The organism is Nocardia sp. bgisy134, assembly GCF_057708325.1.
Genome location: NZ_JBYIRW010000004.1, coordinates 144,808 through 162,009 on the forward strand (window position 1 = coordinate 144,808; position 17,202 = coordinate 162,009).

The 17,202-nt window shown below is 69.0% G+C and carries 18 protein-coding genes; 9 read left to right on the forward strand and 9 right to left on the reverse strand.

The features are described 5' to 3' along the window. Positions 1 to 116 precede the first annotated feature (116 nt). Both AC3ERS_RS09575 and AC3ERS_RS09580 read right to left on the reverse strand, forming a co-directional pair. Positions 117 to 1,019 (reverse strand): DUF302 domain-containing protein, encoded by a 903-nt coding sequence (locus AC3ERS_RS09575; RefSeq protein WP_431965676.1) that lies wholly within the window; start codon positions 1,017 to 1,019, stop codon positions 117 to 119. 18 nt (positions 1,020 to 1,037) lie between these two features. Further along, positions 1,038 to 1,562 carry a flavodoxin family protein gene (locus AC3ERS_RS09580; protein WP_431965678.1) on the reverse strand — a complete coding sequence of 175 codons (525 nt, stop codon included), beginning with the start codon at positions 1,560 to 1,562 and terminating at the stop codon, positions 1,038 to 1,040. Between the two features lie 534 nt (positions 1,563 to 2,096). Between AC3ERS_RS09580 and AC3ERS_RS09585 the strand changes: the two genes are divergently transcribed. Both AC3ERS_RS09585 and AC3ERS_RS09590 read left to right on the forward strand, forming a co-directional pair. Next, entirely contained in the window at positions 2,097 to 2,564 is a 468-nt protein-coding gene (locus AC3ERS_RS09585) for a CBS domain-containing protein (RefSeq protein WP_431965680.1), read from the forward strand. A gap of 740 nt (positions 2,565 to 3,304) precedes the next feature. Further along, positions 3,305 to 4,021, forward strand: a complete 717-nt coding sequence (locus AC3ERS_RS09590) for a metal-dependent hydrolase (RefSeq protein ID WP_431965682.1) — start codon at positions 3,305 to 3,307, stop codon at positions 4,019 to 4,021. A 147-nt stretch (positions 4,022 to 4,168) separates the two neighbouring features. Here AC3ERS_RS09590 and AC3ERS_RS09595 read toward each other — a convergent pair whose 3' ends face one another. Next, the gene (locus AC3ERS_RS09595; protein ID WP_431966161.1) at positions 4,169 to 4,621 is read right to left on the reverse strand and encodes a MarR family winged helix-turn-helix transcriptional regulator; all 453 of its coding nucleotides are present in this window, start codon (positions 4,619 to 4,621) and stop codon (positions 4,169 to 4,171) included. Positions 4,622 to 4,831: 210 nt separating this feature from the next. Between AC3ERS_RS09595 and AC3ERS_RS09600 the strand changes: the two genes are divergently transcribed. Continuing rightward, positions 4,832 to 5,836, forward strand: a complete 1,005-nt coding sequence (locus AC3ERS_RS09600) for an SMP-30/gluconolactonase/LRE family protein (protein WP_431965684.1) — start codon at positions 4,832 to 4,834, stop codon at positions 5,834 to 5,836. 45 nt (positions 5,837 to 5,881) lie between these two features. After that, positions 5,882 to 7,132 (forward strand): lipase family alpha/beta hydrolase, encoded by a 1,251-nt coding sequence (locus AC3ERS_RS09605; protein ID WP_431965686.1) that lies wholly within the window; start codon positions 5,882 to 5,884, stop codon positions 7,130 to 7,132. A 7-nt stretch (positions 7,133 to 7,139) separates the two neighbouring features. Here the strand turns inward: AC3ERS_RS09605 and AC3ERS_RS09610 are convergent, their stop codons facing one another. Next, positions 7,140 to 8,231, reverse strand: coding sequence for a hypothetical protein (locus tag AC3ERS_RS09610; protein WP_431965688.1), 1,092 nt, complete (start codon positions 8,229 to 8,231; stop codon positions 7,140 to 7,142). Positions 8,232 to 8,325: 94 nt separating this feature from the next. Here AC3ERS_RS09610 and AC3ERS_RS09615 point away from each other — a divergent pair, with 94 nt between their 5' ends. Further along, positions 8,326 to 9,123 carry a HugZ family pyridoxamine 5'-phosphate oxidase gene (locus tag AC3ERS_RS09615; protein ID WP_431965690.1) on the forward strand — a complete coding sequence of 266 codons (798 nt, stop codon included), beginning with the start codon at positions 8,326 to 8,328 and terminating at the stop codon, positions 9,121 to 9,123. Between the two features lie 460 nt (positions 9,124 to 9,583). Here AC3ERS_RS09615 and AC3ERS_RS09620 read toward each other — a convergent pair whose 3' ends face one another. After that, the gene (locus tag AC3ERS_RS09620; protein ID WP_431965693.1) at positions 9,584 to 10,198 is read right to left on the reverse strand and encodes a TetR family transcriptional regulator; all 615 of its coding nucleotides are present in this window, start codon (positions 10,196 to 10,198) and stop codon (positions 9,584 to 9,586) included. Between the two features lie 137 nt (positions 10,199 to 10,335). Between AC3ERS_RS09620 and AC3ERS_RS09625 the strand changes: the two genes are divergently transcribed. Next, complete coding sequence (locus tag AC3ERS_RS09625) at positions 10,336 to 11,211, forward strand: TIGR03619 family F420-dependent LLM class oxidoreductase (protein WP_431965695.1); 876 nt, start codon at positions 10,336 to 10,338, stop codon at positions 11,209 to 11,211. Between the two features lie 18 nt (positions 11,212 to 11,229). Then, positions 11,230 to 12,075 (forward strand): fructosamine kinase family protein, encoded by an 846-nt coding sequence (locus tag AC3ERS_RS09630; protein ID WP_431965697.1) that lies wholly within the window; start codon positions 11,230 to 11,232, stop codon positions 12,073 to 12,075. 11 nt (positions 12,076 to 12,086) lie between these two features. Here AC3ERS_RS09630 and AC3ERS_RS09635 read toward each other — a convergent pair whose 3' ends face one another. The 3 genes from AC3ERS_RS09635 to AC3ERS_RS09645 form a co-directional block, all read right to left on the reverse strand. Beyond that, positions 12,087 to 12,866: a helix-turn-helix domain-containing protein gene (locus tag AC3ERS_RS09635; RefSeq protein ID WP_431965699.1), complete on the reverse strand. Its 780-nt coding sequence runs from the start codon at positions 12,864 to 12,866 to the stop codon at positions 12,087 to 12,089. 69 nt (positions 12,867 to 12,935) lie between these two features. Further along, positions 12,936 to 13,295 carry an RsbRD N-terminal domain-containing protein gene (locus AC3ERS_RS09640; protein WP_431965701.1) on the reverse strand — a complete coding sequence of 120 codons (360 nt, stop codon included), beginning with the start codon at positions 13,293 to 13,295 and terminating at the stop codon, positions 12,936 to 12,938. A 356-nt stretch (positions 13,296 to 13,651) separates the two neighbouring features. Continuing rightward, positions 13,652 to 14,347, reverse strand: a complete 696-nt coding sequence (locus AC3ERS_RS09645) for a S1 family peptidase (RefSeq protein WP_431965703.1) — start codon at positions 14,345 to 14,347, stop codon at positions 13,652 to 13,654. Positions 14,348 to 14,528: 181 nt separating this feature from the next. Between AC3ERS_RS09645 and AC3ERS_RS09650 the strand changes: the two genes are divergently transcribed. Beyond that, a complete protein-coding gene (locus tag AC3ERS_RS09650) occupies positions 14,529 to 16,115 on the forward strand; it encodes a serine hydrolase (RefSeq protein ID WP_431965705.1) in 1,587 nt (528 codons plus the stop codon). Positions 16,116 to 16,122: 7 nt separating this feature from the next. Here the strand turns inward: AC3ERS_RS09650 and AC3ERS_RS09655 are convergent, their stop codons facing one another. Further along, positions 16,123 to 16,632, reverse strand: coding sequence for a mycothiol transferase (locus AC3ERS_RS09655; protein ID WP_431965707.1), 510 nt, complete (start codon positions 16,630 to 16,632; stop codon positions 16,123 to 16,125). Positions 16,633 to 16,814: 182 nt separating this feature from the next. Between AC3ERS_RS09655 and AC3ERS_RS09660 the strand changes: the two genes are divergently transcribed. After that, entirely contained in the window at positions 16,815 to 17,174 is a 360-nt protein-coding gene (locus AC3ERS_RS09660) for a hypothetical protein (RefSeq protein ID WP_431965709.1), read from the forward strand. Positions 17,175 to 17,202 lie beyond the last annotated feature (28 nt).

Genomic DNA, 17,202 nt, shown 5'->3' on the forward strand with positions numbered 1-17,202 from the left:
CGGCAGGGCACGATGACCCCTGATGAGCGGACTTCCGCCCGACACGGCCGGGACTCGGCCAGTTCGATCTCATCGGGCCACCGGTGTGGGGATCGGCTCGTCGCCAGGATTGCGGATCAGTGGCCGTCGCCGGGGATTTCCGCGGTCGGCTCGGCCGAGGAGGCGCGCACCCGCGCCAGCGCAGCGACCAGACTGTGGCGGACCTGTCGCGCGATGGGGTTCCATGCGTGCGTGTGGGTCTGCTCGACCATGGTGAGCGGGTCGGCTGCCTCGATGACGCTATAGCGGCCCTCCGCGCGCACGACGAGGGTGCAGCCCATCATCAGTCCGAGACGTCGGTCGATGTCCAGTGCTCGGGCGGCCAGTTCCGGATTGCACGCGCCGAGAATCACGTAGTCGGCGATGTGCCGACCGGTGCGGGCGGCCACGGTGGCACGCACGTCGAGTTCGCTGAGCACGCTGAAGCCGTGTTCGACGAGTGCCTCGCGGACGAGAAGCACGGTGTCGGCGACCGACGCCGCGACAGTCGCGCTCAAATCCGTGGGTGCGACCGGGATACGGATCTCGGTGACCAGGTCGTGAGCGCTCACCGCCTGCTCGGGCGCGACCAGATACACCTCGGTAGGCGGCCCGACCGCCCGGTACGGCGCTGCGCCGAGCCAGGTTTCGAGCGCGCGGTAGGCGCGGGTGATCGTCTGGTAGCCGCCGCGGTGGACGGTGCGCGCATACCAGCCGAACTCAGTGGCTCGCATCGTCGGCTCGTCGGCGACCCCCGAAGGGGAATCGGCCGTGCCGACAGGAAGCGCGAAATCGACCTCGACGATGGTTCCGGGGCGAAAGTCGCCATGGTAGGTGGTCGACGGCGGCCCCGAGGCCGTCAGACCGGCGGAAGCGGCGAGAGCATAGAGCGCGTCCATGCCAGCGCCGATGTCGTCGCCGGCATGGTCGGCGCGGATCGTGCGGTGCAGCTGGAGCACCGTGTGCGGAACCGACTCGACCACCGCGACCTGGTAGGGCATGACCGAGATGCCTTTCGCTCAGCTGCGGTGAGCGCTGCGCTCGAGTTCGTGAGCGAGCTCTTCGCCCCACCGGCGGGCACGATCGAGTTCGCCGGCACTGAGCGGCCCGGTCATCCCGTCGACCAGGAAATCGGCGGGCTCGCTGACCAGCTGGTAACCCAGACCGCGCAACCGTCGTGCGATACCGCGCGCTGCCGAGCCCGTCAGCCACCGCGGGTGGGCGGTCTTGGTTCCGAACGCCGCGGCGCGGGCGCCCTCGGGAACCGGCAGTGCGCTGCCGAGCCACTCACGGATACCGGTTTCTACCGCGACCGGTGCGGTGGTGCGGGTGGCGGCGTCACGACGTGTACGGGCCCGGCTGAGCCCGAAGACGTGGGTCGGGCCGCCGACCACCAGAAGATCGACCGTGGGCGCGGGCGACTGGGCCGCAGTGGTCACCTCGAGCAGGTCGACGGCGGCGTGCGCACCCGCCCCCTTGGCGATCGCCTCGGCAATCGTGGCGGTATTGCCGAACATCGACTCATAGACAACACGGACCCTCATCGGAGTCTCCTTCATGCCTCGGATTCGCGGCTCTGCAGGACTCGACGCTACGGCGGGCATCCCTTCGGCCGACAGTGCCGAACCGCCATCGCGGCGAGGACCTTCGTCGCCGAACGAGCCGCATCGCTGGCCCCCTCCCGGCTCGGGCCGGGCGATGTCACTACTGCATGCGCCCCGCGGTCATCGGTTCTGCCGCCCAAGCGCATGTTCGAGCAGGCCACGATGTCCATCTCACGCTGCGCCACGGTCGATCCGTCGTGCAAGCCGCTGCACGCTCGGCTGATGACAGTGACTGTTCTCCCGCAGCCTGCACCCATGACGTCGACCGGTCCCGGCAGCAGAGACGAACGGCCCTCGCAGTCGGGTCGGCGGGCCCTTGCGCCGCACGGCAGAAGCTTGGTCGAATCGAGGTTGCTTCCCGATTCGACCGACTGCGAGCCGATGCCTCGCCCCGGATGTGTGAGGGCGGTTTCCGTGCGGCGCGCCGGTGGGCGACTGCCGACACAACCTCGACGCGAACGACAGGAGATATCGATGACCACGGCACAGATGATCATGCATCCCGGCGCGGCCTGTATCAGCGTGCGCGACACCATGCAGACCGTGGCGGAGCGGATGCACCAACTGGATGTGGGTGCGATGCCGATCTGCGACGGAGAGGGGCGCCCCGTCGGCATAGTCACCGACCGCGACATCGTCGTCAAATGCCTCGCAATGGGCCACTCGCCCCACACCACGACCGCGGGCGAGCTGGCTCAGGGCATCGAGGGACTGCACACCGTCGAGGCGGGCGAGGACATCGGCAATGTGCTCGCTGTCATGGAGCGCCACCAGATCAGGCGGCTACCGGTCACCGAGCACGGACGCCTCGTCGGCATCATCACCGAAGCCGATCTGGCGCGACGAATGCCCGATGAGACGGTAGGGGAGTTCGTCGAAGCGGTGTGCGCGCAGCATCTTCCGACCCCCGCCTCGCAGACCACCGAGAGCACCACGCTGTAGCGACAACGGAAATCAGAGCGGCATTGGTGTCACGCGACCGCAGCCGCCGCGCACGCCTGCCGTGCTGTCCCCACCGCGCCCAGCGACACCGTCGAACAGGTCCTCGCCGGAATTCGAGGGCGCAGGTTTCGCCATCCGAACCGACGAATCATCAACGCCGAACGCGTTTTTTGTCACTGTGACGTTATTAGACCGGCTGGCCACAGGGCGGGGAAGTAGCCTTTCGAGCCAAATCTTGGCAATTTCCAAGACATTAGAATGATTCCGACGATCGTCGGAAAATTTACGGCCGTAGAAAGATGCGCCGAGGGGACAACGGCGACGTTCCGTGACACAGAGTCACACCTCAGGAATTACGAGAAACGGCGGATGCCGACGAGCGCCGGACACGAGACGCAACAGCAAGCAAATCAACGACATTCGACGGCGACCGAACCCCTTCCCCCGACGCCGTTCTCGCGCCGATAATCGACATTATGTCAAGTAACACCCGTGAAGCGTGACCCCCAAACCGCCACTGCGCCCTCTCGCCCAACACCCCGGGCCTCGTGCTCGAACCGACAACGACATGCTCGATGCACCCGTACATCGTGCCGCTCCACGAACATTGCACACCCACCCGAGGCCCTCGACCGCGCCCGTCACTCGCGCCGCACAACGCGCACCGGCCGAGCATGCCAATCCGCTGGCGGACAGTCCGATTACGCCGTGTGGTCACCCGTTCAACTAACCTCCAAGCGGTGCTTGGACATTCACATGCGACCAGCGGCGCGCTCGCCTGGTCGGTGGCGGCGGCGACGCTGCCTCTCGCGGCGTTGACCTATCCGGTATTGCAGACCAGCGAGGCTCGGCTGGGACCGGTCGACATCCTCCTCGGCGTCTTCCTGACCGCGGGCGCGGCGCTGCTGCCCGATGCCGACCATCCCAAAGGAACGATCGCGCATGTGCTCGGCCCACTCTCCTATTTCCTCTGCAAAGTCATCTCGACCGTCGCGGGCGGACACCGGCAGGCCACCCATTCCTTTGCGTTCGTGATCGTGGCCGCGTACGGCACCTGGGCCGGAATGCACTGGATCGGACGAGGATTCACCCTCGCACTCGTGTTCTTCCTGCTCGCCTTGGCGGTGCGGGCCCTGCACCTGTACCCGCCGGGCGACGGAATCCGCTCGTGGGGCACGGTCGTCGTCCTCGCCACCGCGGGCACCTTCGCGATGGACAACTGGATCAGCGACCGGCCCGCCTGGTTGCCGTTCTGCGTCGGCCTCGGCGCCTTCGCCCACCTCGTCGGCGACTGCCTCACCGACCGCGGCTGCCGGCTGTTCTGGCCGTTCAAGCTGCGTACTCGCCTGCCGATCATCGAACGAACCGGGAACAAGCTCGAAACCTGGATTCTCACACCGCTGTTCGCGGTAGCCACGCTCGGCGTGCTGTGGCACGTGTTCACCACGAGTCCGTAGCGGAACGGGTGGGTCGCCACGGTGACCCACCACTCCCCTCGTCTATGCGTCTTTCAAGTCGTAAGAGGTCGAAAGAAGTTGCCCGTCTTCAGGGTTGCAATATAGATCGATATGCATATCTAGATATCGGTATCTTTTATCAGACCTTCACGGCCGAGGCCAAGGCCGTCGTCCGGCGAAAGCCGCCACGTCGGCCGCCGACCACTCCCTCAGGACGGCCTCCAGCGCCGCGACGTTGTACGCGCGCTCCTCCTCGAGACGTCGCTCCCCTTCGGCTGCGACGCGAAACTTGCGGGCCATCCCGCCCTCCGGATCGGGAATGCGTTCGATAAGACCGGCTTTCATCATCGCGGTCGTCTGCCGGTGCAGTGTCGAGGTGTCCAACCCGAAGGCATCACTCAACTCCCCCACCGACATCGGACCCTGCACCTGCAACCGGCACAGCACGATGTAAGCGCTGCGATCGAGGTGGCCGGTTGGCCCGGCGCGTCTTGGTGCGGAGTCGCGGCCCTCGCCGCCCTCGCCATCCCGGGACGCCGCGCGCCGGCCGTGGCGACGGAGAAGGACGCACGAGACATGGCCGCCGCCAACGCTTGACATTCGACGCGGGTGGATTCGGCTTGGCACAGCGTCGAATCCACCCGCGTCCGGATGGCACCCCCCTTCCCTGTCCTTGCTTCGCCCGGCTTGCCGGGCGCTGAAGGGCTATCGATGTCCCATGGTTAGATGCGCATATCTCCATAGCGAGATGTAGTTTTCCGTACTAGATTCTTCAGCTATTCCGGCTCCGCCGCGGATACGCTGGCCGCCATGTTCGCAGGCTCGACCATGCAACCGCACCGCTGGACTCCGCCGTCCGCCCCCGAGAGGGCGCGCGAGAAACGCAGCACTCCCCCACTGCCGCCGGTCACCAGGATCGAACTCCCCGGCGCAGCACCCGAAGACGTGGTGCGCACGCCGGACGGAAGGGTGATCGCCGGCCTCGAGAACGGCGCGATCGTGAGCATCGACCCTGCCGGCGGGTCGGTGCGCGAAGTGGCGAACACCGGCGGCCGCCCGCTCGGACTGCACGCCGATGCCGACGGCTCCGTGTTGATCTGCGATTTCGCGCGCGGACTTCTGCGCATGGACCCCGACGGCGCGCTCGAGGTACTCGTCGACGAGATCGACGGCGAGCGACTCGCGTTCGCCAGCAATGTGGTTCGCGATGTCGACGGCACCATCTATTTCTCCGCGTCCTCGCGCCGCTATCCCCTCGACCAGTGGATGGGCGATCTGCTGGAGCACTCCGGCACCGGCCGCCTGTTCCGGCTCGACCCGTCGGGCAAGGTCGAAACCCTCCTCGACGGGCTGCAATTCGCCAACGGCGTGGTGCTCGCCCCCGATCGCTCCTGCGTGTTGGTGGCCGAGACCGGCGCGTATCGTGTGACCCGCTATTGGCTCACCGGGCCGCGGGCGGGCGCTCACGATCGGCTCATCGAGAACCTGCCGGGTTTCCCGGACAATATGGCGCTAGGTAGCGATGGTCTGGTCTGGATCACGTTGCCCGCCCCGCGCGATCCCCTACTGGACCGCCTGCTTCCACTGCCGGGCGTGCTGCGCCGCGTGGTGTGGTCGCTGCCGGCATGGGCGCACCCGAAACCGCCGCGCACGGTCTGGGTGCAAGCGGTCGATTTCGACGGGACGGTCGTGCACGATCTCCAGGGCGAGGGCGCGGATTTCTCGATGGTCACCGGGGTGGTGGAACACGACGGCACGTTGTATCTGGGCAGTTTGACGGAGTCGGCCGTCGCCGTCAGTCGCGTGCCGAGCTGAACACTCCCCGCGACAGAATTCAGTGCACATATGTACACTGAATGCATGTCGGAGAGAATCCCGCAGCGCCGGGCGGAGGTTCGCGCCCTGGCCCGTTTGGCGGGCGACGAACTGGGTGGCGCGGTGGACGGCATCGCGACGATCCATCGGGCGGTGTCGGATCGCGTGTTCGCGGCCGTGCGCTTGGGTGTCGGACCCGCCGCGGAGCCGGTCAAGGTGGTGCACGACGCGATCACCGACGGCGTGTACCGGATCGTCGGCGGTGCGGCGATGACCGCGGGCGCGGTGGGCGAACGAGCGGCGGACCTGCCGGGCGCTCCCCCGTCCCGCACCGTATGGGGTGCGGGATTCCTGGCGGCATTGCAGGGCCTGATCGGCGACAGCCTCGAGGAAGGCACGCCGATCCTCGCCGGTCCGATGACGTTCCGGGTGGACGGCAATCCCGTTGCGCCGGAGTCGATCTCCAAGCATGTGCCGCCGCGCGATCATCTGGTGGTGTTCCTGCACGGCTTGGTCGAGACGGAGCACGCGTGGCGGTGGGGCGGGCGGGCGACCTATGCCGAGCGCTTGGCAACGGACCTGGGGTGCGCGTGCGTGCAGGTGCGCTACAACAGCGGGCTGCACATTTCCGAGAACGCCCGGGAGTTCGCCGATCTGATGCAGCGGCTCGTCGAGCACTGGCCGGTGCCGGTGCGGCGCATCTCGCTGGTCGGGCACTCGATGGGCGGGTTGATCGCGCGAGCGGCGTGTTTCGATGCGGCGGAGCAGAATCGGGCATGGGTGCGGCTGGTGCGCCAGATCGTGTGTCTTGGTTCGCCACATCTGGGTGCACCGCTGGAGCAGGTGGTGCATCGGTTGTCGGCGGCGCTGGTGTGGTTGCCGGAGACCCGTCCGGTGGGCCGGATGCTACGGCGGCGCAGCGCGGGGATCCGGGATCTGCGGCACGGCTCGCTGGTGGACGAGGATTGGCGCGGTGTGGACGCGGACGCGCTGAAACGGCGTGCGGTGCGGGAGGTTCCGCTGCTGAAGGGTGCGGACCACTACTTCGTGACCGCGTCGTTCACGCGGAGTCCGCGTCATCCGCTCGGCCGGTTCATCGGTGACGGGCTGGTGCTGACGCCGAGCGGCGCGGGCCGGAGCCGGGCCAGACGGCTCGGTTTCGCGGAGGACAACGGTCTGCACGTGCCGGGCGCACATCATTTCGCCCTGTTGAATCACGACGCGGTGTACGCCGCGTTGTGTCGTTGGCTCGGCGGTGCGCCCGCCGCGGCCCTCGGTCCGGGCCGGGCGGGGTGAGACCGGTTCAGAAGAGCCGTTCGGAGTGGGTGTCGGCGGCGCGGCGAACGTCGGCGGCGAAGCGGTCTTCGATGTCGGTGTCGTCGTCGTGGTGGGCCGCGTAGAGCAGCAGGCAGCCGCGAATGCCGTCGAGCAGGTCTTCTAGCAGGTCGAGTGCCGGGCGGGCGGGATCGAGCCTGCTGACGCGGAATTCGGCGAGCAGGGCGGCGCGGGTGGCGTTGTCGATCTCGTAGCGGCGGGCGTGCTCTTCGAGTTCGGCGACGCGGGCGACGACGGCCCACGGGGCGGGCAGGTGGCCTTCGGAGACGGCGACGGCTTCGGCGATGAGGTCGACGACGATGTCGGTGGCCGTTTCGCCGCTGTCGAGTCGTTCCAGGACGAGGGTGGGGGTCGCGACGGGGATGGCTTCGATCTCGTCGGCTTCGGCGATGACGTCGGTGATGGGGAGGTCGGCGAGTTCGCCCGCGATCTCGGCGGCGGCGTGCAGCCAGTGGGCGGCGGCGACGGAGGCCGAGGCGGGGTCGAGTTCGGTGAACAGTTCGGGTGCGCCGAGCGGGTCGGTGCGCAGCAGTGCGTCGGCGGCGTGGACCTGGGCGGGCGAGACGTCGGGGCGGGAGAGTTCGACGGCTTGGCGGGCGCGGCCGGAGAGGTCGCCGAGTTCGGCGGCTTCGATGGCGGCCTGTTCGCGATGGATCTCGGTGACGATGGTTTCGGTGAGCTCGGCGGTGTCGATGCTGTGCAGGCAGCGGCCGACGCGGTGGGCGGATTCGACGACGCCGCTGTAGGAGACGAGCAGACCTGCCTCGGTGGGCAGGTTCGGGTTGCGCAGCCCGCTCTCCACCACGGTGAAGTTTCGGCGTTCTTCGGCGCGGCGCCAGGCTTCGCTGTCGGGGACCTCGGGGTCGCCTGCGGCGGCAGCGGGGTGGGTGTAGGTGCGCCAGTGGAAGCGCGACAGCGTGGTCAGATTCGACGCCAAATCCGTTGCCAGCTCGGGTGCTGTCGGCGGCAGCATGGCTACCGTCTGGGCCTGGTCGCCGCGTCCGGTCGCCCAGATGGCGACGAGTGCGTTGCGGTCGGCGTCGAATGCGTATCGGGTCACGACGCCCATCCTCACGCATCGGGTGGCGGCGCGTGGGTGTTGGGTTGCTTTGGTTGTGCCGTCGACGGCGTTTCGGCATGGCACGCTGGTGGCCATGACTCTCGATCATGGTGATCCCGGGGATACGCCGTCGATGCCCGGCCCGCTCGGTCCGGTGGTGAATCCGGTGCGTCCGTCGGCGGCGGAGGAGGCGAGAACGGTTGCGGCGTCGACGAATATCGCGACGTTGGCGAGTTCGAGCGAGGACGGGACGCCGTGGGCGTCGTTCGTGACGTACGGGCTGTTGGACGGTGCGCCGGTGCTGTGTGTGTCGCGGATGGCCGAGCACGGGCGGAATCTGGCGGCCGAGCCGCGGGCCAGTCTGTCGATCGTGGCGCCGGAGCTGCCCGCGGATCCGTTGGCGGGTTCGCGGATCACGGTGGCGGGCGTGGTGGAGCGGCCGGTGGACGCGGAGCTGGCGGCGGCGCGCGAGGCGCATGTGGTGGCGGTGCCCGCAGCGCGGATGTATGTCGATTACAGCGATTTCGCGCTGTGGGTGTTGCGGGTTCGGCGGGTTCGATGGGTCGGCGGGTACGGGCGGATGGATTCGGCGACGGGTGCGGAGTATCTGGCGGCGGAGCCGGATCCGGTGGCGCCGGTGGCGGCGCGGGCGATCGCGCATCTGAACGACGATCACGCGGATGCGTTGCTGTCGATGGCGCGGGCGCTCGGCGGTTATCCGGATGCGACGGCGGCGCGGTGTGAGCGGGCGGATCGGTACGGGCTGGATTTGCGGGTCGAGTCGCCGCGCGGGGTGGCGCGGACCCGGGTGGGTTATGCGGAGCGGCTCGATGGGATCGATGGCTTGCGGGCGGCGACAGTGGAATTGACGCGGCGTGCGCGGGAGGGTTGAGTAGTCCTACGCTTCCGGCGGCGTGCGGCATCGGTGATGCTGACGGTCATGGAGCGGTATCGGGGGTTGTGGTGGGCGGTCGGTCGGCCCGCCGTGTGTTCGTTCGCCGGTGGTCGGCGAGGTGGTGTGTGATGCGGCCGCGGATTCTGGGGCGGGTCTGGCGAGATCACTGCGCGATGGCGGCACCGGAGGCGCCGGTCGATCGGCAAGGTGTTCCGCGGCCGAGGCGGCGTGGCTCGATGATCGCGCGAGCGACGTCGTGCTCTGCGCGCGGGTCCGGCTGAAAGGGTTCGCTTCCCAGGCGACCTCGTGCGGCTCGTCCGAGACCGTCAGCTCACCGCTCACCGGTCGCCCGAGCAGGCAGATCGAGAACTCTTGCCGCACTTTGCCGTGGTCGTAGGAGAAGACGTGTGTCCCGGCACCGACCCCAGCCGGGCGCGCGACGCCCGAGCACGGGATCTCAGCGCGGGGGCACGGTGAGCATCGCGACGAGCATGTCGGCGATCTCGGCGGTGTCGTCGTCGAGGTGTGGGGTGCGGGTGCCGTCCTGGAGTGCGCGTTCGTAGTCGGCGACGAGTGCGAACAGCACGGTGGTCATGGTTTCCATGCGCCGGCGGCGTTGGCGGGGCTCGAGGTGCGGGAGGGCGGTGTCGAGGCGGGTGGCGATGATGCGGACCGCGGCGCGGTCGGCGCCTGCGAGGCGGCGTGCGTCGGCGATGACGGGGTGGGTGCGGACGACTTCGAGGAAGCGCCCGTAGTGGCTGGTGCGGTCTTGTCCGACGAGTTCGAGCATGGGGCCGACCAGCATGCCGACCAGGGCGTGCGGGTCGGTGCCGGTGCCGTCGGCTTCGTGGGCGGCGAGCATGTTCATGCGGCGTTGTTCGAGCCGGTTCATGCGGCGCTCGACGATGGCTTCGATGAGTCCGTTGCGGGAGTCGAAGTAGTAGTGGACGGCGGAGTTGTTGCGCTGGCCCGCGGCGGCGGCGATGTCGCGCAGCGGGACGTCGACGCCGCGTTCGGCGATGAGCCGCTCCCCCGCGGCGAGGAGGGCGGCGCGCGAGTCCTCGGCTTGCATGGACACCCACTGTACTGAACCCGAGTCTTGACCTTGTTAAGCACCAGTGATTAATTGGCTGGGAGATGTTCGCGTGGGCGTACCGCGCTCACCGACGACCCGTTGCCCGGCGACGACCGAGCAGGAAGGCTGGTCCCATGCGGTTCACGTACGCGGAGACGATGACCGACCCGTCCTACTACGTGCCTTTGGCGCAAGCCGCCGAGGCGGCCGGGTACACGTCGATGGCGGTGGCCGACAGCGTCGCCTATCCGCGCGATTCCGACGCCACCTATCCCTACACCCCCGATGGCAGCCGGGAGTTCCTCGAGGACAAGCCGTTCATCGAGGCGTTCGTGCTGTCGGCGGCGATGGCGGCCGCGACGACCACGCTGCGGTTCACCCCGTTCGTGCTGAAGCTGCCCATCCGCCCGCCGGTGCTGGTGGCCAAGCAAGCGGCGTCGGTGGCGGCGCTGAGTGGCAACCGGTTCGGTCTCGGTGTCGGGATCAGCCCGTGGCCGGACGACTTCGAGATCATGGACGTGCCGTTCGAGAAGCGCGGCGCGCGCATGGACGAGTGCGTCGACATCGTGCGCGGACTCACTGCGGGCGGCTACTTCGAGTACCACGGCGAGTTCTACGACCTGCCGCCGATCAAGATCAATCCGGTGCCCACCGAGCCGATCCCGATCCTGATCGGCGGGCACAGCGGTCCGGCCCTGCGCCGGGCGGCCCAGCGCGGCGACGGCTGGATGCACGCGGGCGGCGACCCCGCCGAACTCGATCGGCTGTTGCTCGAGTTGGACGCGCTGCGGGCCGAGTACGGGACGCGCAAGGATTTCGAGGTGCACGTCATCTCGCTGGACGGTTTCACCGTCGACGGCGTGAAGCGTCTGGAGGACAAGGGCGTCACCGATGTCATCGTGGGCTTCCGCAATCCGTACACCCGCGACCAGGACACCGAGAGCCTGGACACGAAGATCGCGAACCTGTCCCGGTTCGCCGAACACGTCATCGCGCGCACCGCGTCCTGAGGGGCATACCGTGGTGCGGTGAGCATCGCGGAGCGGCTGGGTGAGTCGCTGGGTGTCGGGGTCCGTGCGGTGACGGATCTCGGGTCGGGTCACGGGTGGACGCTGCACCGGGCCGAGCTGGACGACGGTCGCATCGTGTTCGTCAAGGCCGCCGCGGACCGGGCCGGGGTGTTCGCGGCGGAGGCGGCGGGCCTGCGCTGGCTCGGCGCGGGAAACCCCGCGCTGGTGCCGACGGTGCTGGCCGCCGGTGGCGGGATGCTGGTGCTGCCGTGGTTGCCCGATGCCGCGCCCTCCCCCGCCGCGGCGGACCGTTTCGGCCGGGATCTCGCGCTGCTGCACGCGGATTCGCCGGGCGCTTTCGGGGCGCCGTGGCCCGGGTGGATCGCCGAGCTGCCGCTGGACAACACACCGAGCGAGGGGCCGTGGGCGCGCTGGTACGCCGAGCGCAGGCTGCGCCCGTTCGTGGCGCGCACCGCAGACGTGCTCGGCGCGGACGGGGTGCGGCTGCTGGAGCGGGTGATCGACGCGGTCGAGGAGCTGGCGGGGCCGCCGGAGTCGCCCGCCCGCATTCACGGCGATCTGTGGTCGGGCAACCTGCGCTGGACCGAGGCGGGCGTGGTGCTGATCGATCCGTCGGCGCACGGCGGGCACCGGGAGACCGATCTGGCCATGCTCGCGCTTTTCGGCGCACCGTATCTGGACCGCATCCTGGCCGCCTACGAGCGGGCTTGTCCGTTGGCGGCGGGCTGGCGGTCGCGGGTTCCGCTGCACCAGTTGCATCCGCTGCTGGTGCACGTCGCGCTGTTTGGTGCGGGCTACCGCGCGCAGACCCTCGCCACCGCACGCGCCGCGCTGACCGGCTGACGGCGCAATCCTCAGGAAGCCAACGCGCTCAGACGTTTCCGTGTTTCCGCGTCGGCGGGGAAGAACGATTCGATGGCGAGTTCGGCGACGGTGACGTTCATCGGCGTGCCGAACACGCTGGTGACCGACAGGAACGACAGTTCCGCGCCGTCGTGGCGCAGCCGCAGCGGAACGGCGGCCTGATCCGGTTCCGGGAGCGCGACCTCGGTCTCGCCGCCCGGGTAGCCGCGCAGTTCCTCGCGCAACGCGACCAGGTCCGGCGCGCCGGTGACCTCGATCTGCCGGGACAACCGGGCGAACAGGTGCCCGCGCCATTCGGCGAGATTGACGATCCGCGGCGCGAGGCCGCCGGGGTGCAGGCTCAGCCGCAGCGCGTTCACCGGCGCGGTCAGCAGCCGCGAGTCGATGCCGGTGAGCATCACGGCCACACCGGCATTGGCATCGACCATGTTCCAGTCCCGGTCGATGGCCAGCGCCGGGTAGGGCTCGTGGCCGACCAGGATCTGTCGCATCGCCTGCCGCACCGCGTCCATCTCGGGGGTGTCCATGGTCGGTTCGGCGTAAGCGGGGGCGTAGCCGGCCGCCAGCAGCAGGCGGTTGCGTTCCCGCAGCGGAATGTCGAGGTGATCGCACAGGTGCGCGAGCATGGCGCGGCTGGGGGTGGCGCGCCCGGTCTCGATGAAACTGAGGTGGCGCGCGGAGGTTTCGGCGCGACCGGCCAGCTCGAGCTGACTCAATCGACGCTCGAGACGCCAGTGCCGCAGCAGATCGCCCGCCGTCCGAGTACTCACCCCGTCGATCCTACGAACCGTCCGGGCGTCGCACGATTACCCGGCGGGTAATGGCCGCGCCTCGCCCGCCTAGCGTGCAGTGCCGCGCGTCGCGCGATCGGCCGTCAGGTACGCCCGCGACACGGTCGAGGTCATGATGTCGAGCAGATCGACGACGAGCAAACAGTCCAGCACCGGGCCTGCGTCGTCGCGCAACTGGGCGAGCCCCGATTTGACGCCCTCGTGGACCGCGTGCTGGATCTCGTCGATCGGCACGCCGTCCAGCGCCCACAGCGCGGCGTTGCGCTCGAGGGTGCGCAGCATGGCGTCCAGCGACGGGTCGGCATCCTCCACCAACGCCAGGGCGAGATCCAGGCCCATGCGGATCGCCGTGCCGAAGTCACGCACCGGAGCCGGTTTGCCGTCGTCCTCGGCGTTGTTGGAGCCCATGTGGATTCTGCTTCCTCTTCCTCCAGATGTGCCCCCACGGTATCGACCGGCAACCATCGAGGCGATTCGGTGGCGTGAATTCGGCAAACACCCCCGGTTGAGTGTCCGGTCATTGTGACCAACCCCAAACCGGAGCGGATCGAGTTGCGATTCATGCGTCACTTGACTAGTGGGATTCATCCGTAATCTGTTGTGGTCTCGTACAAGTCGGCACCGATTGGGGAGCGACTCATCCAGATCGGTGATTCACTTCGCGCACGCTGCCGCGGCGGGCGAGAGACCGTCTCTCACATCGCTGTCCTCGGACAACGATGAACACCCGGCGGGCTCGTCGAGAGCCGGGCCGCGCGAACCGATCAGATCGGCTGGAAACCCGCGCCGACCTCTCCGCGCGCATTCAGGTCGGTCACCACCGCATGAATGTCGGTACCCACTTCCGGGCCGAAGCAACCCACCCCGAGGTAGGCGTTCACCATGCCGACGAGAGTGGAGCCGATCAGCACCGGCGCGCCGGAATCGCCTTCCAGCACGCACAGCTGCGTCCAGGATTCGGTCGCGGGGCCGACGGCGCCCCACGCGACGCCGCAGGTGGTTCCCGTGGTGCGGCCCTTCTTGCACACGACCGCCGGGAACCGCGCGGGCGCGCCGATACCGGTGATCGCGATATCGCCCAGCTGCCGCACCGGCGTGACGCGGTCGGCGTCGAATTCGATGACCGCGTAGTCCAGGACGGGATCGGAGTGGGCGAACCTGCCGACCACGCCGTAATTGGGATCGTATTCGGCCAGCACCGTCGCACCCGGCGCACCGCAGTGCCCGGCGGTGAGACCCACCAGCCGTCCGGCGCGGTCGTGACCGATCGCGGTGAGCGTGCACTGGGCCTGATTGCCGACGACGATGCCAGAGCCGCCGCCGAGTACCGGCGGATCGGCCGCGGTCGCCGTGCCCGCGACCGGCGCGAGACACACCGCCGCCGCGATCAAGGTGGATGCGCCGCGCACCGCGGCGGTGCGCCGCCTGGTGTCGCGGCGGTCTTTCGGTAGCCGGCTCATCGAAGCTCCTCTCCGCGGGTCGGCAGCCGGACGTGCCCGCCGACGGTCCTTGGTTCGGATGAGGACTACCGCCAAACCCGCGGCGGCAAACAACCCCTGGATCCGGCGGGCTTCCACCACAAGATCGGTTGATCTACGCTCTAGGGTGGGTTTGTGTCGAAGACGACCCCCGGGAGTGGCCGTGCGGAGAGATCGGCGGAGAATTCCGGGTCTCGCGGCGCTGCTGGCCGCGGGACTGCTCGTCGGCGGCTGCGTCGACGCCCCCGCACCCGAGTCCCCCGCTATCACCTCGCCCGAGATGCCGAATCAGGTCGCCGGGGTGACGATTCCCGACGGACAGATCGATCAGGCGGTGCAGCGCCTGGACGGGCTCGCCGAGAGCCTGTTGCAGTCCTCGCGCATTCCCGGACTCGCCGTCGCCGTCGTCCACGACGGAAAACTGGTGTACCGCAAGGGATTCGGTGTGCGCGCCGTGGGCTCCGACGCCAAGGTCGGCCCGGAGACGGTGTTCCAGCTGGCGTCGGTGTCGAAGTCGCTCGCCGCGACCGTCGTCGCCAAACAGGTCGCCACGGGCGCCGTCCAATGGAATACGCCGGTGCGCGAGCTCATGCCCTCGTTCGCGCTGAACGATCCGTACGTCACCGAGAAGGTGACCGTCGGAGACCTTTTCGCGCACCGGTCCGGTCTGCCCGATCACGCCGGTGACCTGCTCGAGGACCTCGGCTACGACCGGGATCAAGTGCTCGAGCGCCTGCGGCTCCTGCCGCTCGACCCGTTCCGCGACTCCTACGCGTACACCAATTTCGGACTCACCGCCGCCGCCGTCGCGGTCGCCGAGGCCGCGGGCACCGACTGGGAATCGTTGTCGGACAAGGAGATCTACCAGCCGCTCGGCATGGGCTCGACCAGCTCGCGGTACAGCGACTTCCGCGCCCGCGCCGATCGCGCCGACGGCCACGTGCTCGTCGACGGCACGTACCGGGTCGCCGACCCGCCCCGTCAGCCCGACGCCCAGTCCCCCGCGGGCGGAGTGAGTTCGTCGGTGGACGATCTCACCGAATGGATGGCGATGGTGCTCGCCGACGGAGCAGCGGGCGGGCGGCCGTTCCTCGCGCCCGACGCGCTGCAACCGGCCGTGTCGCCGCAAGCGGTGTCGGCGCCGCCGAAGACCTTCGACTCGCGCGCCGGGTTCTACGGTTACGGCTTCAACGTCGGGGTCTCCCCGGCGGGACGGGTGGTGCTCGGGCATTCGGGCGCTTTCGATCTCGGCGCCGCGACCGCGTTCACCCTGATCCCCTCCGCGAACGTGGGCATCGTGACGCTCACCAACGCCGCGCCGATCGGGGTGCCGGAAACGCTCAACGCGGAATTCGCCGACCTCGTCCAGTTCGGCACCGTCCGCGAGGACTGGCGCGCGCTCTACCGCGAGGCGTTCGCCCCGTTCAGCAAGCCGAGCGGCGGTCTGGCGGGCGCGACGCCACCTGCTCAGCCCGTACCCGCCCAGCCGTTGCCGTCCTACGCGGGTCGCTACGACAACCCGTACTACGGGCCTGCCACGGTCACCACCGAAGGCGATTCGCTCATCCTCACCCTCGGGCCGAAGGACATGCGTTTCCCGCTGCGCCACTGGGACGGCGACACCTTCGTGTTCACCCCGAGCGGCGAGAACGCCACCACCGGCTCGGTCTCGCGCGCCACGTTCGCCGGAAACACCCTGACCCTCGAGTACTTCGACGCCGATGGTCTCGGCAGATTCACGCGGCCCTGACGGGGTTTCACCTCGTCCGGTCGAACACTCCGCGCAGGAACGCCGCCTGACCGGCGTGCTGGAGGTCGTCGGAGATCACGCTGACCAGACGCACACCGAGGGTGACCGGCGGGTCCCAGCGGACGTCGACCACCTTCGACAGGTCCTCGTCGGACAGGTCGCGCACGAACGCGAGGGTTCGCTCGTGGACGGCGTCGTAGTAGCCGCTCAGCAGTTCGGCGGGGGCGCGGATGACGGCGACGTCGTCGGGGCCGTCGCCGTAGCCGGTCGCCCGTTCGTCGAGCGGCAGGCCGAAACGGCCGTGCCAGTCCTGCGCGGTCCACGCCTGCTCGGTGCCCGCCACGTCGGCGAGGTGGTCGTCCTGGACGCGGGTCAGATGCCAGATCAACCAGGCGATCGTGTTGGCGCCCGGATCGATCCGGAAGGTCAGCGCGTCCTCGCCGAGCCCGTCGACGGCCTCGTGCACCACCTCCTTGACCCGCTCGTATCCGTCGGTGAGCAGCTGTGCGCTGGTCATCGCCACCGCCTTCCTGGGTCGTCGATGTGCTCCGTGTTCGGAACTACCCACTGCCGCGCGCGCCACGCCGCGATGTCACAGCGGCGGACCGGGAGGCGATATGCACTGCACGCCGCCGAACCAGATCATCCTTCACCGACCGGAGCCCCCGTTGCATCGACGCAGTTAGTGAGGACACCGTGATGTCACCCGAATTCCCGCACCTCGGACCTCGCCTCGACGACATCGACCAGCTGCGCAATCAGGCCCGGCTGTCGGTCCGCCGCCGCGACCCATTGGGCGCGGTGCGCGATCTGCGCCGTGCCCAGACCATCGCCGAAGAACTCGCAGGCGACGCCGAACGGCGGATACCGGGCCACGCCGCGCTGCTGACCGTGCTGGTGCGCGTGATCGAACTGGAAGCCGAGATCGCCCGCGGTATCGACGACGGCACCCTCGGCGATGTCGGCGCGTTGAGCGAGGCGCTGATCAGGTTCTCGGTGCGGCCGTGTGTGCACGGCCACCCGAGTGTCAGCGGCAAGTGCGGGCCGGAGTGCGAGTGAATCGTGCGTCGATCCGAAATCCGGCCGG